At 71.8% G+C, this 17,790-nt stretch carries 12 protein-coding genes and 3 pseudogenes; 7 read left to right on the plus strand and 8 right to left on the minus strand.

Translation table 11 applies throughout. From position 1 onward, the window contains the following. The first annotated feature begins 217 nt into the window (after positions 1–217). Complete coding sequence (locus ACPA54_RS37415) at positions 218–1,699, plus strand: MFS transporter (protein ID WP_423536790.1); 1,482 nt, start codon at positions 218–220, stop codon at positions 1,697–1,699. A gap of 814 nt (positions 1,700–2,513) precedes the next feature. Here ACPA54_RS37415 and ACPA54_RS37420 read toward each other — a convergent pair. After that, positions 2,514–3,539 (minus strand): annotated as a pseudogene (locus ACPA54_RS37420) (hypothetical protein); the annotation flags it as partial. Positions 3,540–3,567: 28 nt separating this feature from the next. Between ACPA54_RS37420 and cmk the strand changes: the two are divergent. From cmk to der, 3 genes are all read left to right on the plus strand, one after another. Then, positions 3,568–4,251: a (d)CMP kinase gene (gene cmk / locus ACPA54_RS37425; protein ID WP_423536792.1), complete on the plus strand. Its 684-nt coding sequence runs from the start codon at positions 3,568–3,570 to the stop codon at positions 4,249–4,251. Positions 4,252–4,319: 68 nt separating this feature from the next. After that, positions 4,320–4,988, plus strand: a complete 669-nt coding sequence (locus tag ACPA54_RS37430; RefSeq protein WP_423536855.1) for a lysophospholipid acyltransferase family protein — start codon at positions 4,320–4,322, stop codon at positions 4,986–4,988. A 29-nt stretch (positions 4,989–5,017) separates the two neighbouring features. Continuing rightward, positions 5,018–6,511: a ribosome biogenesis GTPase Der gene (gene der, locus ACPA54_RS37435; RefSeq protein WP_423536794.1), complete on the plus strand. Its 1,494-nt coding sequence runs from the start codon at positions 5,018–5,020 to the stop codon at positions 6,509–6,511. 141 nt (positions 6,512–6,652) lie between these two features. Here the strand turns inward: der and ACPA54_RS37440 are convergent, their stop codons facing one another. The 5 genes from ACPA54_RS37440 to ACPA54_RS37460 all read right to left on the minus strand — a co-directional run bounded on the left by ACPA54_RS37440 (position 6,653) and on the right by ACPA54_RS37460 (position 11,023). Continuing rightward, positions 6,653–6,970 carry a hypothetical protein gene (locus ACPA54_RS37440; RefSeq protein ID WP_423536795.1) on the minus strand — a complete coding sequence of 106 codons (318 nt, stop codon included), beginning with the start codon at positions 6,968–6,970 and terminating at the stop codon, positions 6,653–6,655. Positions 6,971–7,085: 115 nt separating this feature from the next. Next, complete coding sequence (gene bioA / locus ACPA54_RS37445; protein WP_423536796.1) at positions 7,086–8,414, minus strand: adenosylmethionine--8-amino-7-oxononanoate transaminase; 1,329 nt, start codon at positions 8,412–8,414, stop codon at positions 7,086–7,088. A gap of 77 nt (positions 8,415–8,491) precedes the next feature. Further along, positions 8,492–9,277, minus strand: coding sequence for a hypothetical protein (locus tag ACPA54_RS37450; protein ID WP_345680656.1), 786 nt, complete (start codon positions 9,275–9,277; stop codon positions 8,492–8,494). A gap of 257 nt (positions 9,278–9,534) precedes the next feature. Continuing rightward, positions 9,535–10,671, minus strand: coding sequence for a hypothetical protein (locus tag ACPA54_RS37455; protein ID WP_423536799.1), 1,137 nt, complete (start codon positions 10,669–10,671; stop codon positions 9,535–9,537). Positions 10,672–10,780: 109 nt separating this feature from the next. Then, on the minus strand, positions 10,781–11,023 hold the full coding sequence (locus tag ACPA54_RS37460) for a LapA family protein (RefSeq protein WP_423536801.1): 243 nt from the start codon (positions 11,021–11,023) through the stop codon (positions 10,781–10,783). Positions 11,024–11,305: 282 nt separating this feature from the next. Between ACPA54_RS37460 and ACPA54_RS37465 the strand changes: the two are divergent. After that, positions 11,306–12,817, plus strand: a pseudogene (locus ACPA54_RS37465) (MDR family MFS transporter); the annotation flags it as partial. 210 nt (positions 12,818–13,027) lie between these two features. Here the strand turns inward: ACPA54_RS37465 and ACPA54_RS37470 are convergent. Together ACPA54_RS37470 and ACPA54_RS37475 are read right to left on the minus strand one after the other, a co-directional pair. Further along, positions 13,028–13,457, minus strand: a pseudogene (locus ACPA54_RS37470) (transposase); the annotation flags it as partial. Positions 13,458–13,663: 206 nt separating this feature from the next. Beyond that, positions 13,664–14,479: an SDR family NAD(P)-dependent oxidoreductase gene (locus ACPA54_RS37475; protein ID WP_423536804.1), complete on the minus strand. Its 816-nt coding sequence runs from the start codon at positions 14,477–14,479 to the stop codon at positions 13,664–13,666. A gap of 276 nt (positions 14,480–14,755) precedes the next feature. On the opposite strand from ACPA54_RS37475, the gene ACPA54_RS37480 reads away from it, so the two are divergent. Both ACPA54_RS37480 and ACPA54_RS37485 read left to right on the plus strand, forming a co-directional pair. Continuing rightward, entirely contained in the window at positions 14,756–15,253 is a 498-nt protein-coding gene (locus tag ACPA54_RS37480; RefSeq protein WP_345680660.1) for a pyridoxamine 5'-phosphate oxidase family protein, read from the plus strand. Between the two features lie 198 nt (positions 15,254–15,451). Continuing rightward, positions 15,452–17,701 carry an acyl-CoA dehydrogenase family protein gene (locus ACPA54_RS37485; protein ID WP_423536806.1) on the plus strand — a complete coding sequence of 750 codons (2,250 nt, stop codon included), beginning with the start codon at positions 15,452–15,454 and terminating at the stop codon, positions 17,699–17,701. Positions 17,702–17,790: the final 89 nt, after the last annotated feature.

Genomic DNA, 17,790 nt, shown 5'->3' on the forward strand with positions numbered 1-17,790 from the left:
AGCCGCGGAGCCGCGGGGCCGAGGGGATCGTTTCGATCCCCTCGGCCCCGCTTCTTTGTGCCCGCGTTTCGCGGGTGCCGGACGGATGCGGTGCCGGTGCCGGGCGGGTCCGGCCCGGGTTCGGTTCGCGGAATCGACGATTCATCGGGAATACTCGACACCCTGTTGAGTTTGTGATTCCCGGAAGCTGCCGCCGATCGAAGCGAGGACCCCGCCCGTGTCCGCCACCGCCGTGCCACCCACGCGCGCGACCCGCGTGCCCCATCCCGGCGCGCTCATCGCCGCACTGTCGTTCGCCGCCATGGTCGGCGCGATGCTCCAGACCCTCGTCGTCCCCGTCCTCAGCACCATCGGGGCGCGACTGAACGCCGACGCGGGGGAGATCTCGTGGGTGCTGACCGCGAACCTGCTGGCCGCCGCGGTGATGACGCCGCTGTTCGGCAAGACCGGCGACCTGTACGGCAAGAAGCGCATGCTGCTGGTCGCGCTCGGCATGATCCTCGCGGGGTCGCTGCTGGCCGCGCTCACCACGTCGCTGCCGCTGCTGATCATCGGCCGGGTGCTGCAAGGCGCCTGGGGCGGGCTGTTCCCGGTGGCGCTCGGCGCGCTGCGCGACGAACTCCCGCCGCAGAAGCTGACCGGGGCGATGGCCATGGTCAGCGGCATGATCGGGATCGGCGGCGGCATCGGCCTGGTGCTCACCGGACTGCTGACCAACCACCATGGCGACTACCACCGGGTGTTCTGGGCCGCCACCATCCTCACCGCGCTGGCCGCCCTCGCGGTCGCGGCCGTCGTGCCGCACCGCAAGCCGACCGCCACCGGCCGGATCGACTGGGCGGGCGCAGGCCTACTCGGCGCCGCGCTGGTCGCGCTGCTGCTGCCCGTATCGCAGGGCAACACGTGGGGCTGGGGTTCCGCGCGCACCCTCGGGCTGTTCGCGGTCAGCGCGCTGCTGTTCGCGGCGTGGGCCGCGGTGGAACGGCGGATCGCCGACCCGATGATCGACATGAAGGTGTTCGTCAAGCGCTCGGTGGCCTTCACCAACATCGCGGGCGTGCTGGTCGGCGTGAACATGTTCGTCGGCTTTCTGGCCGTGTCGCAGTTCGTGCAGATGCCCGAGCGGGTGGCCGGCTACGGCTTCACCGCCTCGGTCCTGTCCGCCTCGACGGTCTACCTGCTGCCCGGTGCCCTGTCCGCGATCGTCGCCGCGCCCATCGGCGGGATCCTCGTCCGGCGCTTCGGCGGCCGTCACGCTCTCGGCGTCGCCGGACTGATCAGCCTGGTCGCCTACGGTTTCGTGATGTTCGCGCACGACCGGAGCTGGCAGCTCATCGTGGTCGCGATCGCCGTGCAGTCGTCGGTCGCCATCGCCTACGCGGCGATGCCCGCGCTCATCATCGCCGAGGTGCCGATGGCGCAGACCGGCATCGCCAACAGCGTCAACGCCATCGCCCGCTCGGTCGGCAGCTCCCTCGCCAGCGCCATGGTCACCTCCCTGCTCACCAGCCACCTGATCGCCGGACTGCCGGTCAAGATCCCCACCGAAGATGCCTTCACCGCCTCCTTCGCCATCGGCGCGGGTGCCGGCCTGCTGGTCGTCCTCGTCGCGCTGTTCGGCTTGCCGCGCAGCCGCGGCCGCGCGGTCGCCGCACACCGGGTCGCGGCTCCCGAGACCGCTGTCGAAACCCCCGCCTGACCGGGACAGGCGACACGGAGGGGGCACCAGCCGTTCCCCGGCGGCAGCCGTTCCCCGGCGGCAGCCGGGCACCCGGGGGTGGCGCCGGGCCGCGTCCGTCAGAAGCGTGCGCCGTTCGACGGCCCCTCGGGGACCTGCTCCGCGTCCTTACGAAGGGGCTGAGTGAGGGCCGACACCGGTGGCGCCGCAGAGGCGACGGCGCCGGGGCCGGCGGCGGTGGCGGTGGCGGCCTCGGTCGGGGCGAAGCCCCTAGTGGCGGCGACCGCGCGCGGTGCCGGGCCGGGAGTTTCCCTCCAGGCGTCGTGCCTGGTCCAGTACTGCTCCTGGACACCCGCACGGTAGGCGGTCGTCGGGTCGGTGTCCGGGGCTCGGGAGGCAGCCTCGTTGTGCGCGGTGAGCGCGGCGAGCGCTTCCTTCCTGACCCGCGTGGGCAGCGCGTCCCAGCGGGCCCGGTCGGGCTCCGAAACGGTGGCGGAGGTACTGGCCGGCCCCTGCGGTGTCTCGTACCACGTCCCGCGGACCGCCTCGTGGCCCAGTTCGTAGGCCGCGGGGTCATGCCGGGCAGAGCAGCTGGAACGTGTGCGGGGGCCACGTCCGGGACGATCGCACGGTCGACGCGCTTGTCCGGCCGGGCCGCCGCGGCCTCGGCGGCGTCCGCCATCGCCTGGTCGATGGCCGCTTCCAGCTCGGCGGCGTCATGCACCACGTGGGTGCGCCGGTCGGCGGCAACCCGGGCCGCGAGCCGTTCGCTCTCCGGGCTGAGCCCGTGCCCCGACGCATCGGGGTGGCGCCCGTGCGCGATGTGGTGGTGTGCCTGGGCGATGGCGTCGGCGGCCCGACCGGAGCCCGCGACCACGAACAGGCGCTGGTCGTCCCGCGTCGCGGACTCCAGCCGGTGCACCGCGTCGAGGACGGTGATGCCGCCGCCGTTGACCAGGACCGTCGCCGACCCGTGCACTCCCGACGCCGCGACCCCGAACTCGGCGAGCGCGCGCGACTCGTCGCCCCATTGGTCCCCCGGAACGATGAGAAGAACCTCCTGGTCCGGCTGGGCGGGGACCCGCGCGTTGGGGTCGTAGCGCTCGCCGGGCAGCGCCAGGGTGCCCTCGGCGATGACACCGAACAGCGCCGGCTTGAACTCCTCGATCTCGCCGCGGGCGATCAGCCGCGCCTTCGCCTCGCCGAGGTGCTGCAGCGCCCCCGAGCTGCCGCCGCCGAACGCCAGCAGCCCCGAATGCCGGGCCGCGCTCCGCACGATCGCGTCGAACAACGGCCGACCGGCGGCGGATTCGGCGAACCCGCCCGCTCCCCCGACGAGGGTGACCACCGGCTTCGGCTGCTCGGACAGAAAATGGACGGCGGCGCCGAACTGCGCTGTGCTGCCCACGCGGTACGTCAGGATGCCGTGCGTGCGCTCGAAATAGCGCGGGTCGGGGTCCTGCGGCAATCCGTCGGCGCCGATGGTGGTGGCGGGGACCGACAAGCCACCCAGGCCGTACCCGGGCCCGCCCCGCGGGTCGTGTGCCCCGGGCGCCGTCGCGGTCGGGTCCGGCGAGTCCGCCGGCGGACCCGAGGGGGACGCGGCGGGGCCCGATGCCCGGCTCTGCGTGCTGCTCATAGGTGCCTCCACGCCGTCTCGAGTGGGTCCGGGTCCACCGGACCGGGATCCGCCGACGGCAGGCCCGGCAACGACCGCGCCACCCGCCCGGAACCCCGCCGACCATCCTGGGCCCACGGGCGCCCGGCAGGGGAGTAAGGCGGCGAACGCGCAGCGGTCCGGTGCCCAAGCGCAATCGGGGATGATGGGGGGTGAGGGTTGCCGGTACCCTCGGGGGGACATCCCCCCGCCTGCCGAAGGGTCATCGACCGTGGATACACGCACGCCGCTCGCGACGATCGTGGTTGCGGTCGACGGTCCGTCCGGGTCCGGCAAGTCGAGCGTGTCGCGCGACGTCGCCCGGACGCTGGGGCTGCGTTACCTGGACACCGGTGCGATGTACCGGGCGATGACCTGGTGGATGCTGCACAACGGCATCGACGTGCACGACACCGACGCGGTGGCCGCCGCGGCCGACAAGCCCGAGCTGGTGTCCGGCACCGACCCGGACGGGCCGACCATCCACGCCGACGGCGTCGACGTCGCCGGGCCCATCCGCGGCCCCGAGGTCACCGGCGCCGTCAGCGCCGTGAGCGCGGTGCCGGAGGTCCGGGCCCGCCTGGTCGCGCTGCAGCGCGCGGTGATCGGCGACGGCGGGATCGTCGTCGAAGGCCGCGACATCGGCACCGCAGTCGCGCCGGACGCCCCGGTCAAGCTCTACCTGACCGCCTCCGAGGCGGCCCGCGCCGCGCGCCGCAACGCCGAAGGCACCGACCCCGCGCGCGACCTGGCCGCGACCCAGGCCGACCTGGCCCGCCGGGACGCGCTCGACTCGGGACGGGCGACCTCGCCGCTGTCCATGGCCGAAGGCGCGACCCTCGTCGACACCACGGCGATGAACCGCGAGCAGGTCGTCGCGCACGTGCTCGGCCTGGTCCGGGACCGCCTGTCGTGACCACTGCCCCGGGTCTGCCCGGGCAGCGCGGCGGGGCACGTCCCCCGCGCTGGCCGGTGCCCACCGACATCACCAAGCCGCCGCTCGCCGGCGCCGCGCACCGTATCGGCATCCCGCTGCTGCGGTCGTTCTGGCGCATCCGTTCGCTCGGCACCCACCACGTGCCGCTCGGCGGCCCGGTCATCCTGGCGGGCAACCACACGAACTTCGCGGACGGGCCGCTGCTGTACGCGTTCAGTCCGCGTCCCGTGCACTTCTGGATCAAGCAGGAGATGTTCGCCGGGCCCCTCGACCCGGTGCTGCGCGGCATCGGCCACATCCCGGTCAGCCGGGGCAGCGCCGACCGCGGCATGATCATGAACTCGCTGACCGTGCTCAAGGCCGGCAACGCGCTCGGCGTCTTCCCGGAAGGCACCCGCGGCGAAGGCGACTTCGCCGAGGTGCAGCACGGGCTGGCGTACCTCGCGATGCGGTCCGGCGCACCGATCGTGCCCGTCGCCTGCCTGGGCACGGGAGACCGCGGCGCGTCCATCGGCGCGCTACCCGCGTTCCGCGCGAAGATCGACGTCGTATACGGCAAGCCTTTCCAGCCGGTGGAGGACACCGGAACCCGCTCGCGCCGCGCCGTCGCCGAGGCGTCGGAACGCATCCGCGAGCGGCTCACCGCACACTTGCACGAGGCGCGGCGCCTGACCGGCCGGACCCACGAGGTCCCGGCGGCGGACGCGGCCGCCTGAGAACACCACCGAACACAAGGACGCCACCCATGCAGCACGACACCGGATCCGGCGCATCCGCCGACGAGTACCCGGGGACGATCGACCCTGCGGCATGGGAGGCCGAGTACGACCCCGACGAGTGGGTCGACGCCGGCGGCGACCTCCTCGGCGGCGGTGAGGAAGAGGTCGAGGCGCATGCCCACATGCCCGTCCTCGCCGTGGTCGGACGCCCCAACGTCGGCAAGTCCACCCTGGTCAACCGCATCATCGGCCGCCGCCAGGCGGTCGTCGAGGACACCCCCGGCGTCACCCGCGACCGCGTCAAGTACGACGCGGACTGGAACGGCCGCCGCTTCACCGTCGTCGACACCGGCGGCTGGGAGAAGGACGTCGCGGGCATCGACCTGTCGGTCGCCCTGCAGGCCGAATACGCCATCGAGAACGCCGACGCGGTGCTCTTCGTCGTCGACGCCACGGTCGGCGCCACCGACTCCGACGAGGCCGTCGTCAAGCTGCTGCGCCGGGCCGGGAAGCCGGTCGTGCTCGCCGCCAACAAGGTCGACAACCTGGCGCTGGAGGCCGACGCCGCCGCGCTGTGGTCGCTCGGCCTCGGCATGCCCTACCCCGTCTCCGCGGTGCACGGCCGCGGCAGCGGCGACCTCCTCGACGCCGTCCTCGACGCGCTGCCCGAGGCGCCCGTGCACGGCCTCGGCGCATTCCGCGAGGGAGGGCCGCGCCGCGTCGCGCTGCTCGGCCGCCCGAACGTCGGCAAGTCGTCGATGCTCAACAAGGTCGCGGGCGAGAACCGCGTCGTCGTCGACCCGCTCGCCGGCACCACCCGCGACCCCGTCGACGAGTTGATCGAACTCGGCGGCAAGACCTGGAAGTTCGTCGACACGGCAGGCATCCGGCGCCGCGTCCACCTCACCTCCGGGGCGGACTTCTACGCCTCGCTGCGCACCACCGCGGCGCTGGAGAAGGCCGAGGTCGCGGTCATCCTGATCGACGCGAGCGAGCGGCTCGCCGAGCAGGACACCCGGATCATCTCGCTGGCCATCGACTCCGGCCGGGCGATCGTCATCGCCTACAACAAGTGGGACCTCCTCGACGAAGAGCGCCGCTACTACCTCGAGCGCGAGATCGAGCAGGACCTGGTGCAGGTGCAGTGGGCGCCGCGCGTCAACGTGTCGGCGAAGACGGGCCGGCACATGGAGAAGCTCGTACCCGCGATCGAGACCGCGCTGGAGAGCTGGGAGAAGCGCATCTCGACCGGGCGGCTCAACGCGTTCCTCGGGCAGCTCGTGGCCGCGCACCCGCACCCGGTGCGGGGCGGCAAGCAGCCGCGGATCCTGTTCGGCACCCAGGCGGGCACCAAGCCGCCCCGGTTCGTGCTGTTCACCAGCGGGTTCCTCGAGGCGGGCTACCGGCGGTTCGTCGAGCGCCGCCTGCGCGAGGAATTCGGGTTCCCCGGCACGCCGATCGAGATCCGCATGAAGGTGCGCGAGAAGCGCTCGCGCAAGGGCGGGAAGTCCGGGAAGTAAAGCCCGTGCGAAGGCCGTCATGACTTGCGAGAGGCCCGGAACCTGGGAAAGGTTCCGGGCCTCACTCGTTCGCGTGACCGCGTCCCGCCGTCGCACCGCACCCCGCAGCACGACCGCACGCTGCCGTGGAGCAGCGTGCGCTCACAGCGGCAGATGCTGCGTCTGATACCCCGCGACCGGCATCAGCGCGAGACCCGCGCGGCCGCTGCGCTGCGTGCGGCCGCCGTAGGTGTCGTACACCGCGGAGTTCGCGGGCGCAGCCTGCTGCGCGGGCACCGCATACCCGTAGCCGCCCCCGGGATACGCCGAATGCGGCGCCGACGGGTTGTACGTCTCCCCGAAGCGGTCGCCCGGCACGGCCCGGAACATCCGCTGCCACTCCTCGATCAGCCGGTCGAAGATCGGAGTGGGCGAATCCCCTTGGGACACCGGCTGGTTGTCGGGGACGGCGTGGGCCACGGAGTCATGGAAAGTGAACACGCAAGGTCCAACGACGAAGAAGCCGTTGCGATGCGGGCAAAACCCCCCACAAACCCGGGAAACCGCCGGGTTTTCGGCGCGGCCCCGCCGTCGGTCAGCCGACCGGTTCCGGGTGCACCGTCGCCACCACGTCGACCATCGCCGCCGTGACCGTCGCCAGATCCTCGGCGCCCATCACATACGGCGGCATCGTGTAGACGAGCTTCCCGAACGGCCGGATCCACACTCCGCGTTCGACGAACGCCGGCTGCACCTTCCGCATGTCCACCGGCTCGTGCAGCTCGATCACGCCGATCCCGCCGAGCACCCGCACATCCGCCACCTGCGGCAGCCCGCGCGCCGGTTCGAGCCCCTCGCGCAGCCCCGCGGCGAGCGTCGCCACCCGCTCCCGCCACGGACCCGACACCAGCAGGTCGATGCTCGCCGTCGCGACCGCCGCCGCCAACGGGTTCGCCATGAACGTCGGCCCGTGCATGAACGCACCGTGCGCCCGCGAGATCGTCTCGGCGACCTCGTCCGTGCACAGCGTCGCCGCCATCGTCATATAGCCGCCGGTCAGCGCCTTGCCCAGGCACATGATGTCCGGCGAAATCCCGGCGTGGTCGCACGCGAACAGCTCGCCCGTGCGGCCGAACCCGGTGGCGATCTCGTCGGTGATCATCAGCACGTCGTGCTCGTCGCACAGTTCGCGCACCCGCCGCAGATAGGCGGGGGAGTGGAACCGCATTCCGCCGGTGCCCTGGACGATCGGCTCCAGGATCACCGCGGCGATCTCGTTCCGGTGCTTCGCCAGCAGCGCGGCCAGCTCCTCGGTGTCCGGACCGGACAGCGGCCGGGTGAAGCCCGCGGGCGGAACCGGCGCGAAAAGGTGCTCCGGCAGCGCACCCGACCACAGCGAATGCATCCCGCCGTCCGGGTCGCACACAGCCATCGCCGCGAACGTGTCGCCGTGGTAACCGCCCCGCACCGTCAGCATCCGGCTCCGCCCCGCATGCCCGCGCGCCCGCTGGTACTGCAGCGCCATCTTCAGCGCCACCTCGACACTCACCGAGCCCGAGTCGGCGAGGAACACCCGCTGCAGCGGCTCCGGCGTCAACTCCACCAGCCGCCGGCACAGCTCCACCGCGGGCGGATGCGTCAGGCCGCCGAACATGACGTGCGCCATGCTGTCGATCTGCGTGCGGAGCGCCGCATTCAGCGCCGGGTGGTTGTACCCGTGGATGGCCGCCCACCACGACGCCATTCCGTCGACGAGTTCGCGCCCGTCGGCCAACCGCAGCCGCACCCCTTCCGCCGACACGACGGGGAACAGCGGCGCGTCGCCGACAGCGCTCGCATAAGGGTGCCAAATGTGCCTCCGGTCGAAGGCAACGAGTTCGTCGCCGTCGACTCGGAGGTGGGTCAAGCCATGGTCCGCGTTCATTCGGCCGACGCTAGCAGGGGACACGGAACGTGACAGCGGGGACGCGGCTGTGTGACCGCGGCCCCGCCCCCTCGCGCTCAGACGCCGCTGATCGGCACTGATCCCGCGACGAGCAGCCCGCGGCGGCCCGCCTCGCGCAGCGCCGCACCCAGCTCGTCGTTGCCCGTGTGGATGCCGATCGTGCCGACCGGCGCCGCGTACAGCAGCACCACGGCGTTGTTGCGCGCCGCGCTCAGCCACGCCTCCGGCACCTCGGCCGGAACCTGCGCCTGCCACCACGCCTCGGTGCGGCCGCTCGCGCCCGGGAACAGCACCGCGGTCAGGAACCCGCCGTCCAGCGCCACCGACCAGCCGCTCAGCAGCGGCGGGAGCATCGCGTCCGGGTCGGCGATCGGGGTGAACCCGCGCTCGGCCAGCAGCGACAGGAACTCGTCCCGGGCCCCCTGGGTACCGGGCCGCGCCACCGCCGCGCCCGGCTCGACGACCAGGGCGGCGTACGTGATCCCGTCGCACACCATCATGCTGCCGGTGATCGAGATCGGGACCGGCCCGCCCGGCACCACGGTCGGCGTCGGCACGTTCGACGGGTCGCCCTGCTGCGCCGCGATCAGCGGCTCCACGGCGGCGTCCGACACCGGGATGACCTGCGAGGGGATGCAGCGGGCGTGCGCGAACGCGAGCACCGCGGTCTCCTGCGCGAGGTACAGGAGCGCGCTCGTCTCTTCGACGGTCGTGTCGCCGCCGCCCCGGCACGACGCGCACGCGTACGTCTGCGGCCCGGTTTCCCCGGACACCAGACGGGTGGCCTCGTCATCGCCGATCTCGGCGCGGACCTCAGGACTGACGTCCAGCAAACGTGACACGGATTTGGCTCCTCGTTGTGGCGAAGATGGTCGTCCGGCGGGATATGCCGCGCGACGTTACCGTGCCGTCACGGAAGGTGACAGTCGATGCCAGCGAACGTCACCCGTACGAGGGGGCTCTGGCGCGGCGGCACCTGCGCCGTACGGGGGATTTCCGGTTTGGCGGCCTGCGGGCGCCCAACGCGCGCGGGTGTCCCGCACGCGCGCGGCCTACCGCACCCGGCTCGGGCGGCGCAATCGCCGGTCCGCCGGTGGGGTCAGGCGAACTTCCACTCGGCGTCCGGTGTGGGCGGATCCGCGCGTTGCTGCTGGACGAGGGCCGCGACCCAGGAGCGGAACACCTGCTCGACCGGAACGTTCAACGCGACGGCCGGGAGGGCAGGGCTGTCGTGCCGCGACATCCGGTACGCGGACATGCTCTTCGTGCCGTCGGGCTTCACCTTGACCCCGGTCACCGATGCGACCACCGTGCCCGGCGGCATCGCCGTGGCATCCCGCGCACCGCGCGTCGGCTGCGGCGTGGCGGCCGGGGGCACCGGAAGACGCTGCGACAAGCTCGGCCGCTCGCCGACCACTTCGGCATCCGGCGCGGCGCGGCCGAACGCGACGGTCAGCGAGTAGGCGCGGATCCCGTCGATGTAGAGGTCGCAGGTGTGGATGTAGGCGTAGGCCGACGTCGGGGTCGGGATCGGGGTCTCGGTGGCGGTCCACCGCGCCCGCTGGGCTCCTTCGGCCGCCGGGCCGAGCGTCCGCGGATCGAGGACGGCGCAGATGGGCGCGTCGGTGACCGGGACCGGCTTCGGTGCGGGCAGGGGCGCCGGGATCGGGTCGCCGAGCTGCTTGGAATTGCATTGGGCGGACTTGTCGACGCCCTTCGCCAGCTGCACCACCATCTGCCCGAGGGCGTCGCGGTGGTCGGTGTTCGGGTTGCCCATGATCCGGGCGCGGACCAGGACGGGGACGTTCTGGTCCTTGCCGTCGAGGGTCAGCCGGCAGTCGTCGATGATCCACCAGGCGTCGTCCGGGCCGGTCATTCCGCTGGAGCCGAGGGAAGAAGACAGCGAACTCGTCGAGCCTGCCAACTGCGCGAGGTCGGGGCCGGCCATGTTGGGCAGGTAGGCCGAGCCGACGAAGCTGACGCCGCCTGCGGTCACCTCGCAGCGCAGCAGCGGGTACTTGGCGATCGGCTTCTGCTCTTCGCGGACCGACACCTGGGTGCGGGGGAGCAACGACGTCACGTCTTCCGCGGGGAGGATCCCGGCGCAGACGGATGCGGGGACGGGGTCGGCTTTGGCGGTGCCGTTGACCCCGCAGCCGGTGAGCAGGACGGCGCCGGCGAGCGCGGCCGCGGCCGTGGTGCGGAGGTACGCGGTGGTCCGGCTGCGGGTCGACACAGTTCCGAAGAATATCGGCACGGGGCGCGCTGCCGGACCGCAGTGTGCGTGCGGTCGTACGGGGCGCGCTGCCGGACCGCCGTCGTGGGGCGGCGGGCGGGGCGGAGGGTCAGCGGCGGTCGCGACGGTCCTTGAGCATCCATCCGGTGAAGGCGCCGACGAGGACCGCGCCGACGAGGATGATCCACATCGGGGCTTCGACGGTGGGGATCCAGAAGCGGACCGACACCGACTTGGTGTTGGCCAGCACGAACCAGACGGCGAGGATGACGACGACGACCGCCACCCAGGTCTGCGTGCTGATGTCGGCGAAGAAGTTCCCGCTTCGCCCGCTCTTGCTGGTATTCGCCATGTTTTCAGGTTAGGACGGTTCGTTCGGGCGTGCCCTGGACGCGCGGGCGGGGTGCGCGGACGTCCCCCGAATGCCGGGGGCGGATTCGGTGTGGTTCCGGCATCTCGCGAAATGCCAAGGAATGGTAAAAGTTGCATGGCGCAACCAATGTGCTCTACAGTTGTGCAAAGCAACGATTAAAAAGGGGCACCTGCCGGACGGCGAGATCCGTCGGGGGCGGGTTTCGAAGGGATGTACCGCATGGCGAGCGCCACCGCCGCACCGCAACCGACCGCGGGGACCATGAGTCACCGCCAGATCATGGAGGCCCTGTCCGGGCTGCTGCTGGGCATGTTCGTCGCGATTCTGTCGTCGACGATCGTCAGCACCGCACTTCCCCGCATCATCGGCGACCTGGGCGGCGGGCAGTCCGCGTACACCTGGGTGGTCACGGCGACGCTGCTCGCGATGACCTGCACCACGCCCATCTGGGGCAAGCTGTCCGACCTGTTCAGCAAGAAGCTGCTCGTGCAGCTCGCGCTCGTCATTTATGTGGCCGGCTCGATGCTCGCCGGCCTGTCGCAAAGCTCCGGGATGCTCATCGGCTTCCGCGTGATGCAGGGCATCGGCGTCGGCGGCCTGACCGCGCTCGCCCAGGTCATCATGGCCGCGATGATCTCGCCCCGGGAACGCGGCCGCTACAGCGGCTACCTCGGTGCGACGTTCGCGCTGGCGACCGTCGGCGGGCCGCTCATCGGCGGCGTCATCGTCGACACGCCCGGACTGGGCTGGCGCGGCTGCTTCTACGTCGGTGTCCCGTTCGCGATCGCCGCGCTGGTCATGCTGCAGAAGACGCTCAAGCTGCCGGTGGTCAAGCGCGAGGGCGTCAAGATCGACTACGCGGGCGCGACGCTGATCAGCGCGGGTGTGTCCGTGCTGCTGATCTGGGTGACGCTGGCCGGCGACCAGTACGACTGGCTGTCGTGGCAGACCGGCGCGCTGATCGGTCTGGCGCTGGTGCTGCTCGCCACGGCGCTCTTCGTCGAGAGCCGGGCGGCCGAGCCGGTCATTCCGCTGTGGCTGTTCCGCGAGCGGACGATCGTGCTCGCGGTCGTCGGCAGCCTGTTCGTGGGTCTGGCGATGATGGGCGCCTCGGTGTTCCTCAGCCAGTACTTCCAGATCGCGCGGGGCAAGTCGCCGACGGTGTCGGGTCTGATGACGATGCCGATGATCCTGGGGCTGGCCATCACGTCGACCGTGGTGGGGCGGCTCATCACGGCGACCGGGCGGTGGAAGCGGTACCTGGTGATGGGCGGCGTGTCGCTCACCGTGGGGCTCTCGCTGATGGGGACCGCGCGGTACGACACCAGCCTGGTGCTGCTGGCCGTGTACATGTTCCTGGTCGGCGTGGGTGTCGGTGCGCTGCAGCAAAACCTGATCCTCGCGGTGCAGAACGCGGTGCCGGCGAACCAGCTCGGCGCGGCCAGCTCCACGGTGGCGTTCTTCCGGAGCCTGGGCGGCGCGATCGGCGTCTCGATCCTCGGCGCGGTCATGTCGCACCGGGTCGCGGGCTACCTCGGCGGCGGAGGCTCCGGCGGGGGCGGTATTCCGGACGTGCAGCACCTGCCGCAGCCGCTGCGGACCGCGGTGGAGAGCGCGTACGGGCACGCGGTGGGCGACATCTTCCTGGTCGCGGCGCCGTTCGGTCTGATGGCGCTGATCGCGGTGCTGCTGATCAAGGAACGGCCGCTGCAGACGGGGAAGCAGGTGGCGGCGGCTGCCGCCGCGGAGACGAAGCCCGCGGAGGAGACTGCGCGGGTGTGAGGTTGTAGGGCGGGTCTGTGGATGGACTGGCGGGGTTGCGTCGGTCCGTCCACAGGCCCGCTTTTTTGCTTTCGACGGGGGTGGTGGGGGTGGAGGAGACTCGCTGGGTCGGGGTTGACCGACGGCGGCGGGGGCGGGGGAGGGGCTTTCGGCGCGCGAGTCTTCCCGAGTTGGTGGGAGACATCCCATGGCGTTGGGGTGTCAAGCTGCGGTGAGGTTGGTGTGGTGGGCCCAGGCGGTGGCTTCGTTGTAGTGGGTGTGTGCTCTGAGGTATCCGTGGAGGATGCCGGCGAGGCGGTTGCCGAGTTGGCGTAGGGCGGGGTTGTAGGCGAGGTCGCGGGCGCGTTGGTTGTCGTTGTAGCGGCGGGCGCCGGGTGAGTTCTGCAGGGCGCAGAAGGCTTGGCGTTGCAAAGCGTCGGCGAGGGGGTGGTTGAGGACGTAGCGCCTGGACGGTGCGGGCTTTGCCGGAGGCGTGGGTGATCGGGCTGGTGCCGGCGTAGTTCTTGCGGGCTTTCGCGGAGGTGTAGCGGTCGGGGTCGTCGCCGAACTCGGCGAGCACCCGGGCGCCGGTGATCTCGCCGATGCCGGGCATCGACAGGTAGACCTCAGCGTCCGGGTGCGCCCGAAAATGCGCCCCGGCGGGCACGCCATCCCATCAGCAGTCCGGCCTCCCGACCACAACCGGCAAGCGGCACGGTCTCCCACCAGAGCTCACACAGGCTCAGGAGGGTGCAGTGCTCACCAGCCGGCGGCCACTCATCGAGTTACCGACCTACGACCCGATGAATCCCATGAGGAGGGAGGGCCCTTTGTGCGTGGTCCGGGTCAGGAGTCCCCTCAGTGCGGAGCAGCCTCCATGTCCGGCAGCGGATACGGGAACTTGACCCCCACGCCGCCGTCCACCGTCAGCACCTGCCCACTGACGTACCGCGCCAAGTCGCTCGTCAGGAACAGCAGCGGCCCCGCGATGTCCGCCGGCCGGGCCACGTCGCGCAACGGCGCGTTCTCCGCGTTGGCCGCCCGTCCCGCCTCGCCCAGGTACGCCGACACCCGAGGTGTCCACACGACCCCCGGCGCGACCGCGTTCACCCGGACCCCGGACGGGCCCAGTTCCACCGCCGCCGACCGCACCAGCGACATCAGCCCGGCCTTCGCCGCGCCGTAAGCCGCATGCATCGGCGCGCCGCTCAGGCCCGACACCGACGCGACGAACGTGAACGCCCCGCCCCCGTGCCGTGCCATGTGCGCGCCGCCGTACTGCAACGCCAGCAGCGCGTGCCGCAGCACGATGTCCTGGTGCCATGTCCAGTCCTCGTCGGTGACCGACAGGAGGTCCTGGTACTTGCTCATGCCGATGATGTCGACCACGGCGTGCACGCGGCCCAGCGTGGCCTCGGCCCGCTGCCACAGCTCCGCGACGTCGGCGCGCGACGTGGCGTCGCCCGACCACGCGATGCCGTCGACTTCCTTCGCGATGTCGTCGGCGAGGTCGGGGTTGAGGTCGGCGGCCAGTACGCGGGCGCCTGCCTGGGCGAGGGCGTGGGTGGCCTGGCGGCCGATGCCCTGGCCGGCGCCGAGGACGACGACGCCTTTGCCGTCGAGGCGGAGGCGGCCGGGGTAGTCGGGGACTTCGGTGTCGTCGGTGCGCGTCATGCCCCATGCCTACCTGACGGTGTGTCAAGGAACAAGGGAGGAGCAAGGACGCCAGGGGCGGCAATCGCCGGGCAGGCATCGGGCAGGTATCGGGCAGGCGCCGGCAATCACCGGGGCAAGCGCGACGGGGGCGGACACGGTGCCCGGTGCTGTGGCATGGTGGCCGCGACAATGTTTGACTGAAGCAATCACTTGTGGGATGTGACGGAAGGCGCGCAGCCGCCCGCGGATGCGAGCATGACGACCGAAGCGGCCACGGGTGGAAAGGGGAGCCCCATGGGCGAGCACATCGGACACGGCGTCAAGCAGCGCGACAAGGTCAAGATGACGCCGGAGGAGGTCGACGCGTTCCTGGCCGAGCGGCACTCGATGACGATGTCGACCGTCAACGCCGACGGCTCGATCCACTCGATCGGCATGTGGTACGGCTTCCTCGAGGGCGAGATCGCGCTCGAGTCGAAGGCCAAGGCGCAGAAGGTGCTCAACCTGCGGCGCAACCCCAACATCACGGTGCTCGTCGAGGCCGGCGACTACTACGAGGAGCTGCGCGGCGTCTCCGTCGTCGGCAAGGCGGAGATCGTCGAGGAGCCGGAGCGCATCTGGGAGCTGGGCGTCGACGTGTTCAGCCGGTACACCGCGCCGTACACCGAGGCCATGCGGCCGGCCGTCGAGATGATGCTGCACAAGCGGGTCGTCATCAAGGTGATCCCCGAGAGGATCGTCACCTGGGACCACCGCAAGCTGGGCCTGCCGACGACCCGACCGGCGCAGTAACACCAGCTCGGGAGTACCGGCAGCACACGGCGGCCCTCGCCCTGTGCGTGGGCCCGGGCAACGCGTACCCGAAAAAAGCTAAGGTCTCCTGTCTTTTCCTTTGACCTTGACAAGGATATTGTCGGATCATCAGGATCGGCGGGCCCGGCCGCTCTCGGAACGCCCTTGCCCGGGTCTCGCACAGATAGGGGATTTCACGTGCCCATCGGATACACCCCGGAACACCGGACCTTCGCCGAATCGGTCGCCGGTTTCGCCCAGCGCCACGCGCCGATCGAGGCGGTGCGCCGCGACCTCGACGTGCTGTCCGCCGGCCGGGTCCCGGACTTCTGGGCGGATCTGGCGGCCACCGGAGTCCCCGCCATCCACCTGCCCGAGGAGTACGACGGTGCCGGCGCCGGCATCCTCGACCTCGCCGTCGCGCTGGAGGAGGCCGGCCGCGCGCTGCTGCCCGGCCCGCTGCTGCCCAGCGTGATCACGAGCGCGCTGCTGGCCCGCTACGGCGGCGACGACATCGCCAAGCGCCTGCTGCCCGAGTTCGCCGAGGGCGCCACCGGCGCCGTCGCCGTCCGCGCCGGGCTCACCGCGCACCAGACGCAGGTCGGCTGGGAGGTCTCCGGCACGGCCGGCCCCGTCCCCGGCGCCGCGAACGCGCGCTACCTGCTGCTCGGCGCCCGTACCGACGCCGCGTCCACGACGACCGGCGAGCTGTGGTTCGTGGTCGCGACCCGCGACTCGGACAGCGACCTCGGCACCGGTGCCGTGGACATCGCCCCGCTGCCCGCCGTCGACCTCGCCCGCGGGGTCGCCGAGGTCACGCTGCGCGGCCTGGAGATCACCTCGTCGCAGGTGCTGCAGGGCATCACCACCGAACGCGTCCGCCGCCTCGCCGCGGTCCTCGCCGCCGCCGAGGCCGTGGGTGTCGCGCGCTGGTGCTTCGAGACCGCCGTCGACTACGTCAAGATCCGCGAGCAGTTCGGCCGCGCCGTCGGCTCGTTCCAGGCGGTCAAGCACAAGGCCTCGAACATCTTCACGCGCCTCCAGGTCGCCACCGCGGCCGCGTGGGACGGCGCCCGTGCCGCCGACGAGCGTGGTGCCGACGCCGAGTCGCAGCTGGAACTGGCCGCCGCCGAGGCCGCCGTCACCTGCCTGCCGATCGCCCGCGAGATCGCCCTCGACTGCATCACCATGCTCGGCGGCATCGGGTTCACGTGGGAGCACGACATCCAGCTGTACTGGCGCCGCGCGGTGTTCCTCGCGCAGCTCCTCGGCGGCCCCGGCGAGTGGAACGAACTCCTCGGCCGCCGCGCGCTGGCGAGCCTCGAGGGCGGCCCGGTGCGCCGCTTCGAACTCGAACTCGACGGCGATGTCGACGAGTTCCGCGCCCAGGTGGCCGCGAACCTGGCCCGGGCGAAGGACCTGGAGGAGCCCGCCCGCCGGCAGTTCCTCGCCGACGAGTGCGGCTACGTCTCCCCGCACTACCCGAAGCCGTACGGCATCGGCGCGGACCCGGCCCAGCAGATCGTCATCCAGCAGGAGTTCGCCCGCGCGGGGCTCGTCCAGCCCTCCACCATCATCGGCGAGTTCGCGCTCCCGACGATCATGGCGCACGGCACGGACGCGCAGAAGGACCGCTTCGTGCCCGCCACGCTGCGCGGCGACATCATCTGGTGCCAGCTGTTCAGCGAGCCCGGCGCCGGATCCGACCTGGCGTCGCTGACCACGCGCGCCGAGAAGGTCGACGGCGGCTGGAAGATCAACGGCCAGAAGGTGTGGAACTCCAAGGCCCACGAAGCCCACTGGGGCATCTGCCTGGCCCGCACCGACCAGGACGTGGCCAAGCACAAGGGCATCACCTACTTCATCGTCGACATGAGCACGCCCGGCATCGACGTGCGCCCGCTGAAGCAGGCCAACGGGCAGTCCGAGTTCAACGAGGTGTTCCTGGAGAACGTCTTCGTCCCGGACGACATGGTCGTGGGCGAGGTGAACCAGGGCTGGCCGATCACCCGCACCACGCTCGCCAACGAGCGCGTGATGATCGCGGGCGGCCCCGGCATGGCCGCGTTCGGCAAGCTCGTCGAGGAGATCGGCGCGTCCGTCGGCAGCCGGGCCGACCAGGCCACCGCGGTCAAGCTCGGTGCTTACGCCGCGGAGAACTGGGCGCTGCGCGCCCTCACCCTGCGCTCCACGCTCCAGCAGCTGTCCGGGCTCAACCCGGGCGCCGCGTCCAGTGTGCTCAAGCTCGCCGTCACCGAGCACCAGCGGGCCGTGCAGACCACGCGCCTGGAGCGGATCGCGGAGGCCGGGCTCGCGGCGACCGACGGGCTCGCCGAGGAACTCGTCACCGCGTACCTGTCCATCCCCGCGGTGCTGCTCGGCGGCGGCACCCGGGAAATCCAGCTGAACGTGGTCGCCGAGCGCATCCTCGGCCTGCCGCGCGGCTGATCCGGACCCGGGGGGGGGGGGGGCCGCGGCGCGCCGGCGCCCCCCCCCCCCCCCCCCCCCCCCCCCCCCCCCCCCCCCCCCCCACAGCA

The organism is Uniformispora flossi, assembly GCF_049534875.1.
Lineage (GTDB): Bacteria > Actinomycetota > Actinomycetes > Streptomycetales > Streptomycetaceae > Yinghuangia > Yinghuangia aomiensis.

Bases quoted from the DNA above. Each gene is read 5' to 3' on its own strand.
- der (WP_423536794.1), top strand. From the start codon at position 5,018: ATGCAGCACGACACCGGATCCGGCGCATCCGCCGACGAGTACCCGGGG.
- bioA (WP_423536796.1), bottom strand. From the start codon at position 8,414: ATGAACGCGGACCATGGCTTGACCCACCTCCGAGTCGACGGCGACGAA.
- ACPA54_RS37460 (WP_423536801.1), bottom strand. From the start codon at position 11,023: ATGGCGAATACCAGCAAGAGCGGGCGAAGCGGGAACTTCTTCGCCGAC.
- ACPA54_RS37475 (WP_423536804.1), bottom strand. From the start codon at position 14,479: ATGACGCGCACCGACGACACCGAAGTCCCCGACTACCCCGGCCGCCTC.
- ACPA54_RS37480 (WP_345680660.1), top strand. From the start codon at position 14,756: ATGGGCGAGCACATCGGACACGGCGTCAAGCAGCGCGACAAGGTCAAG.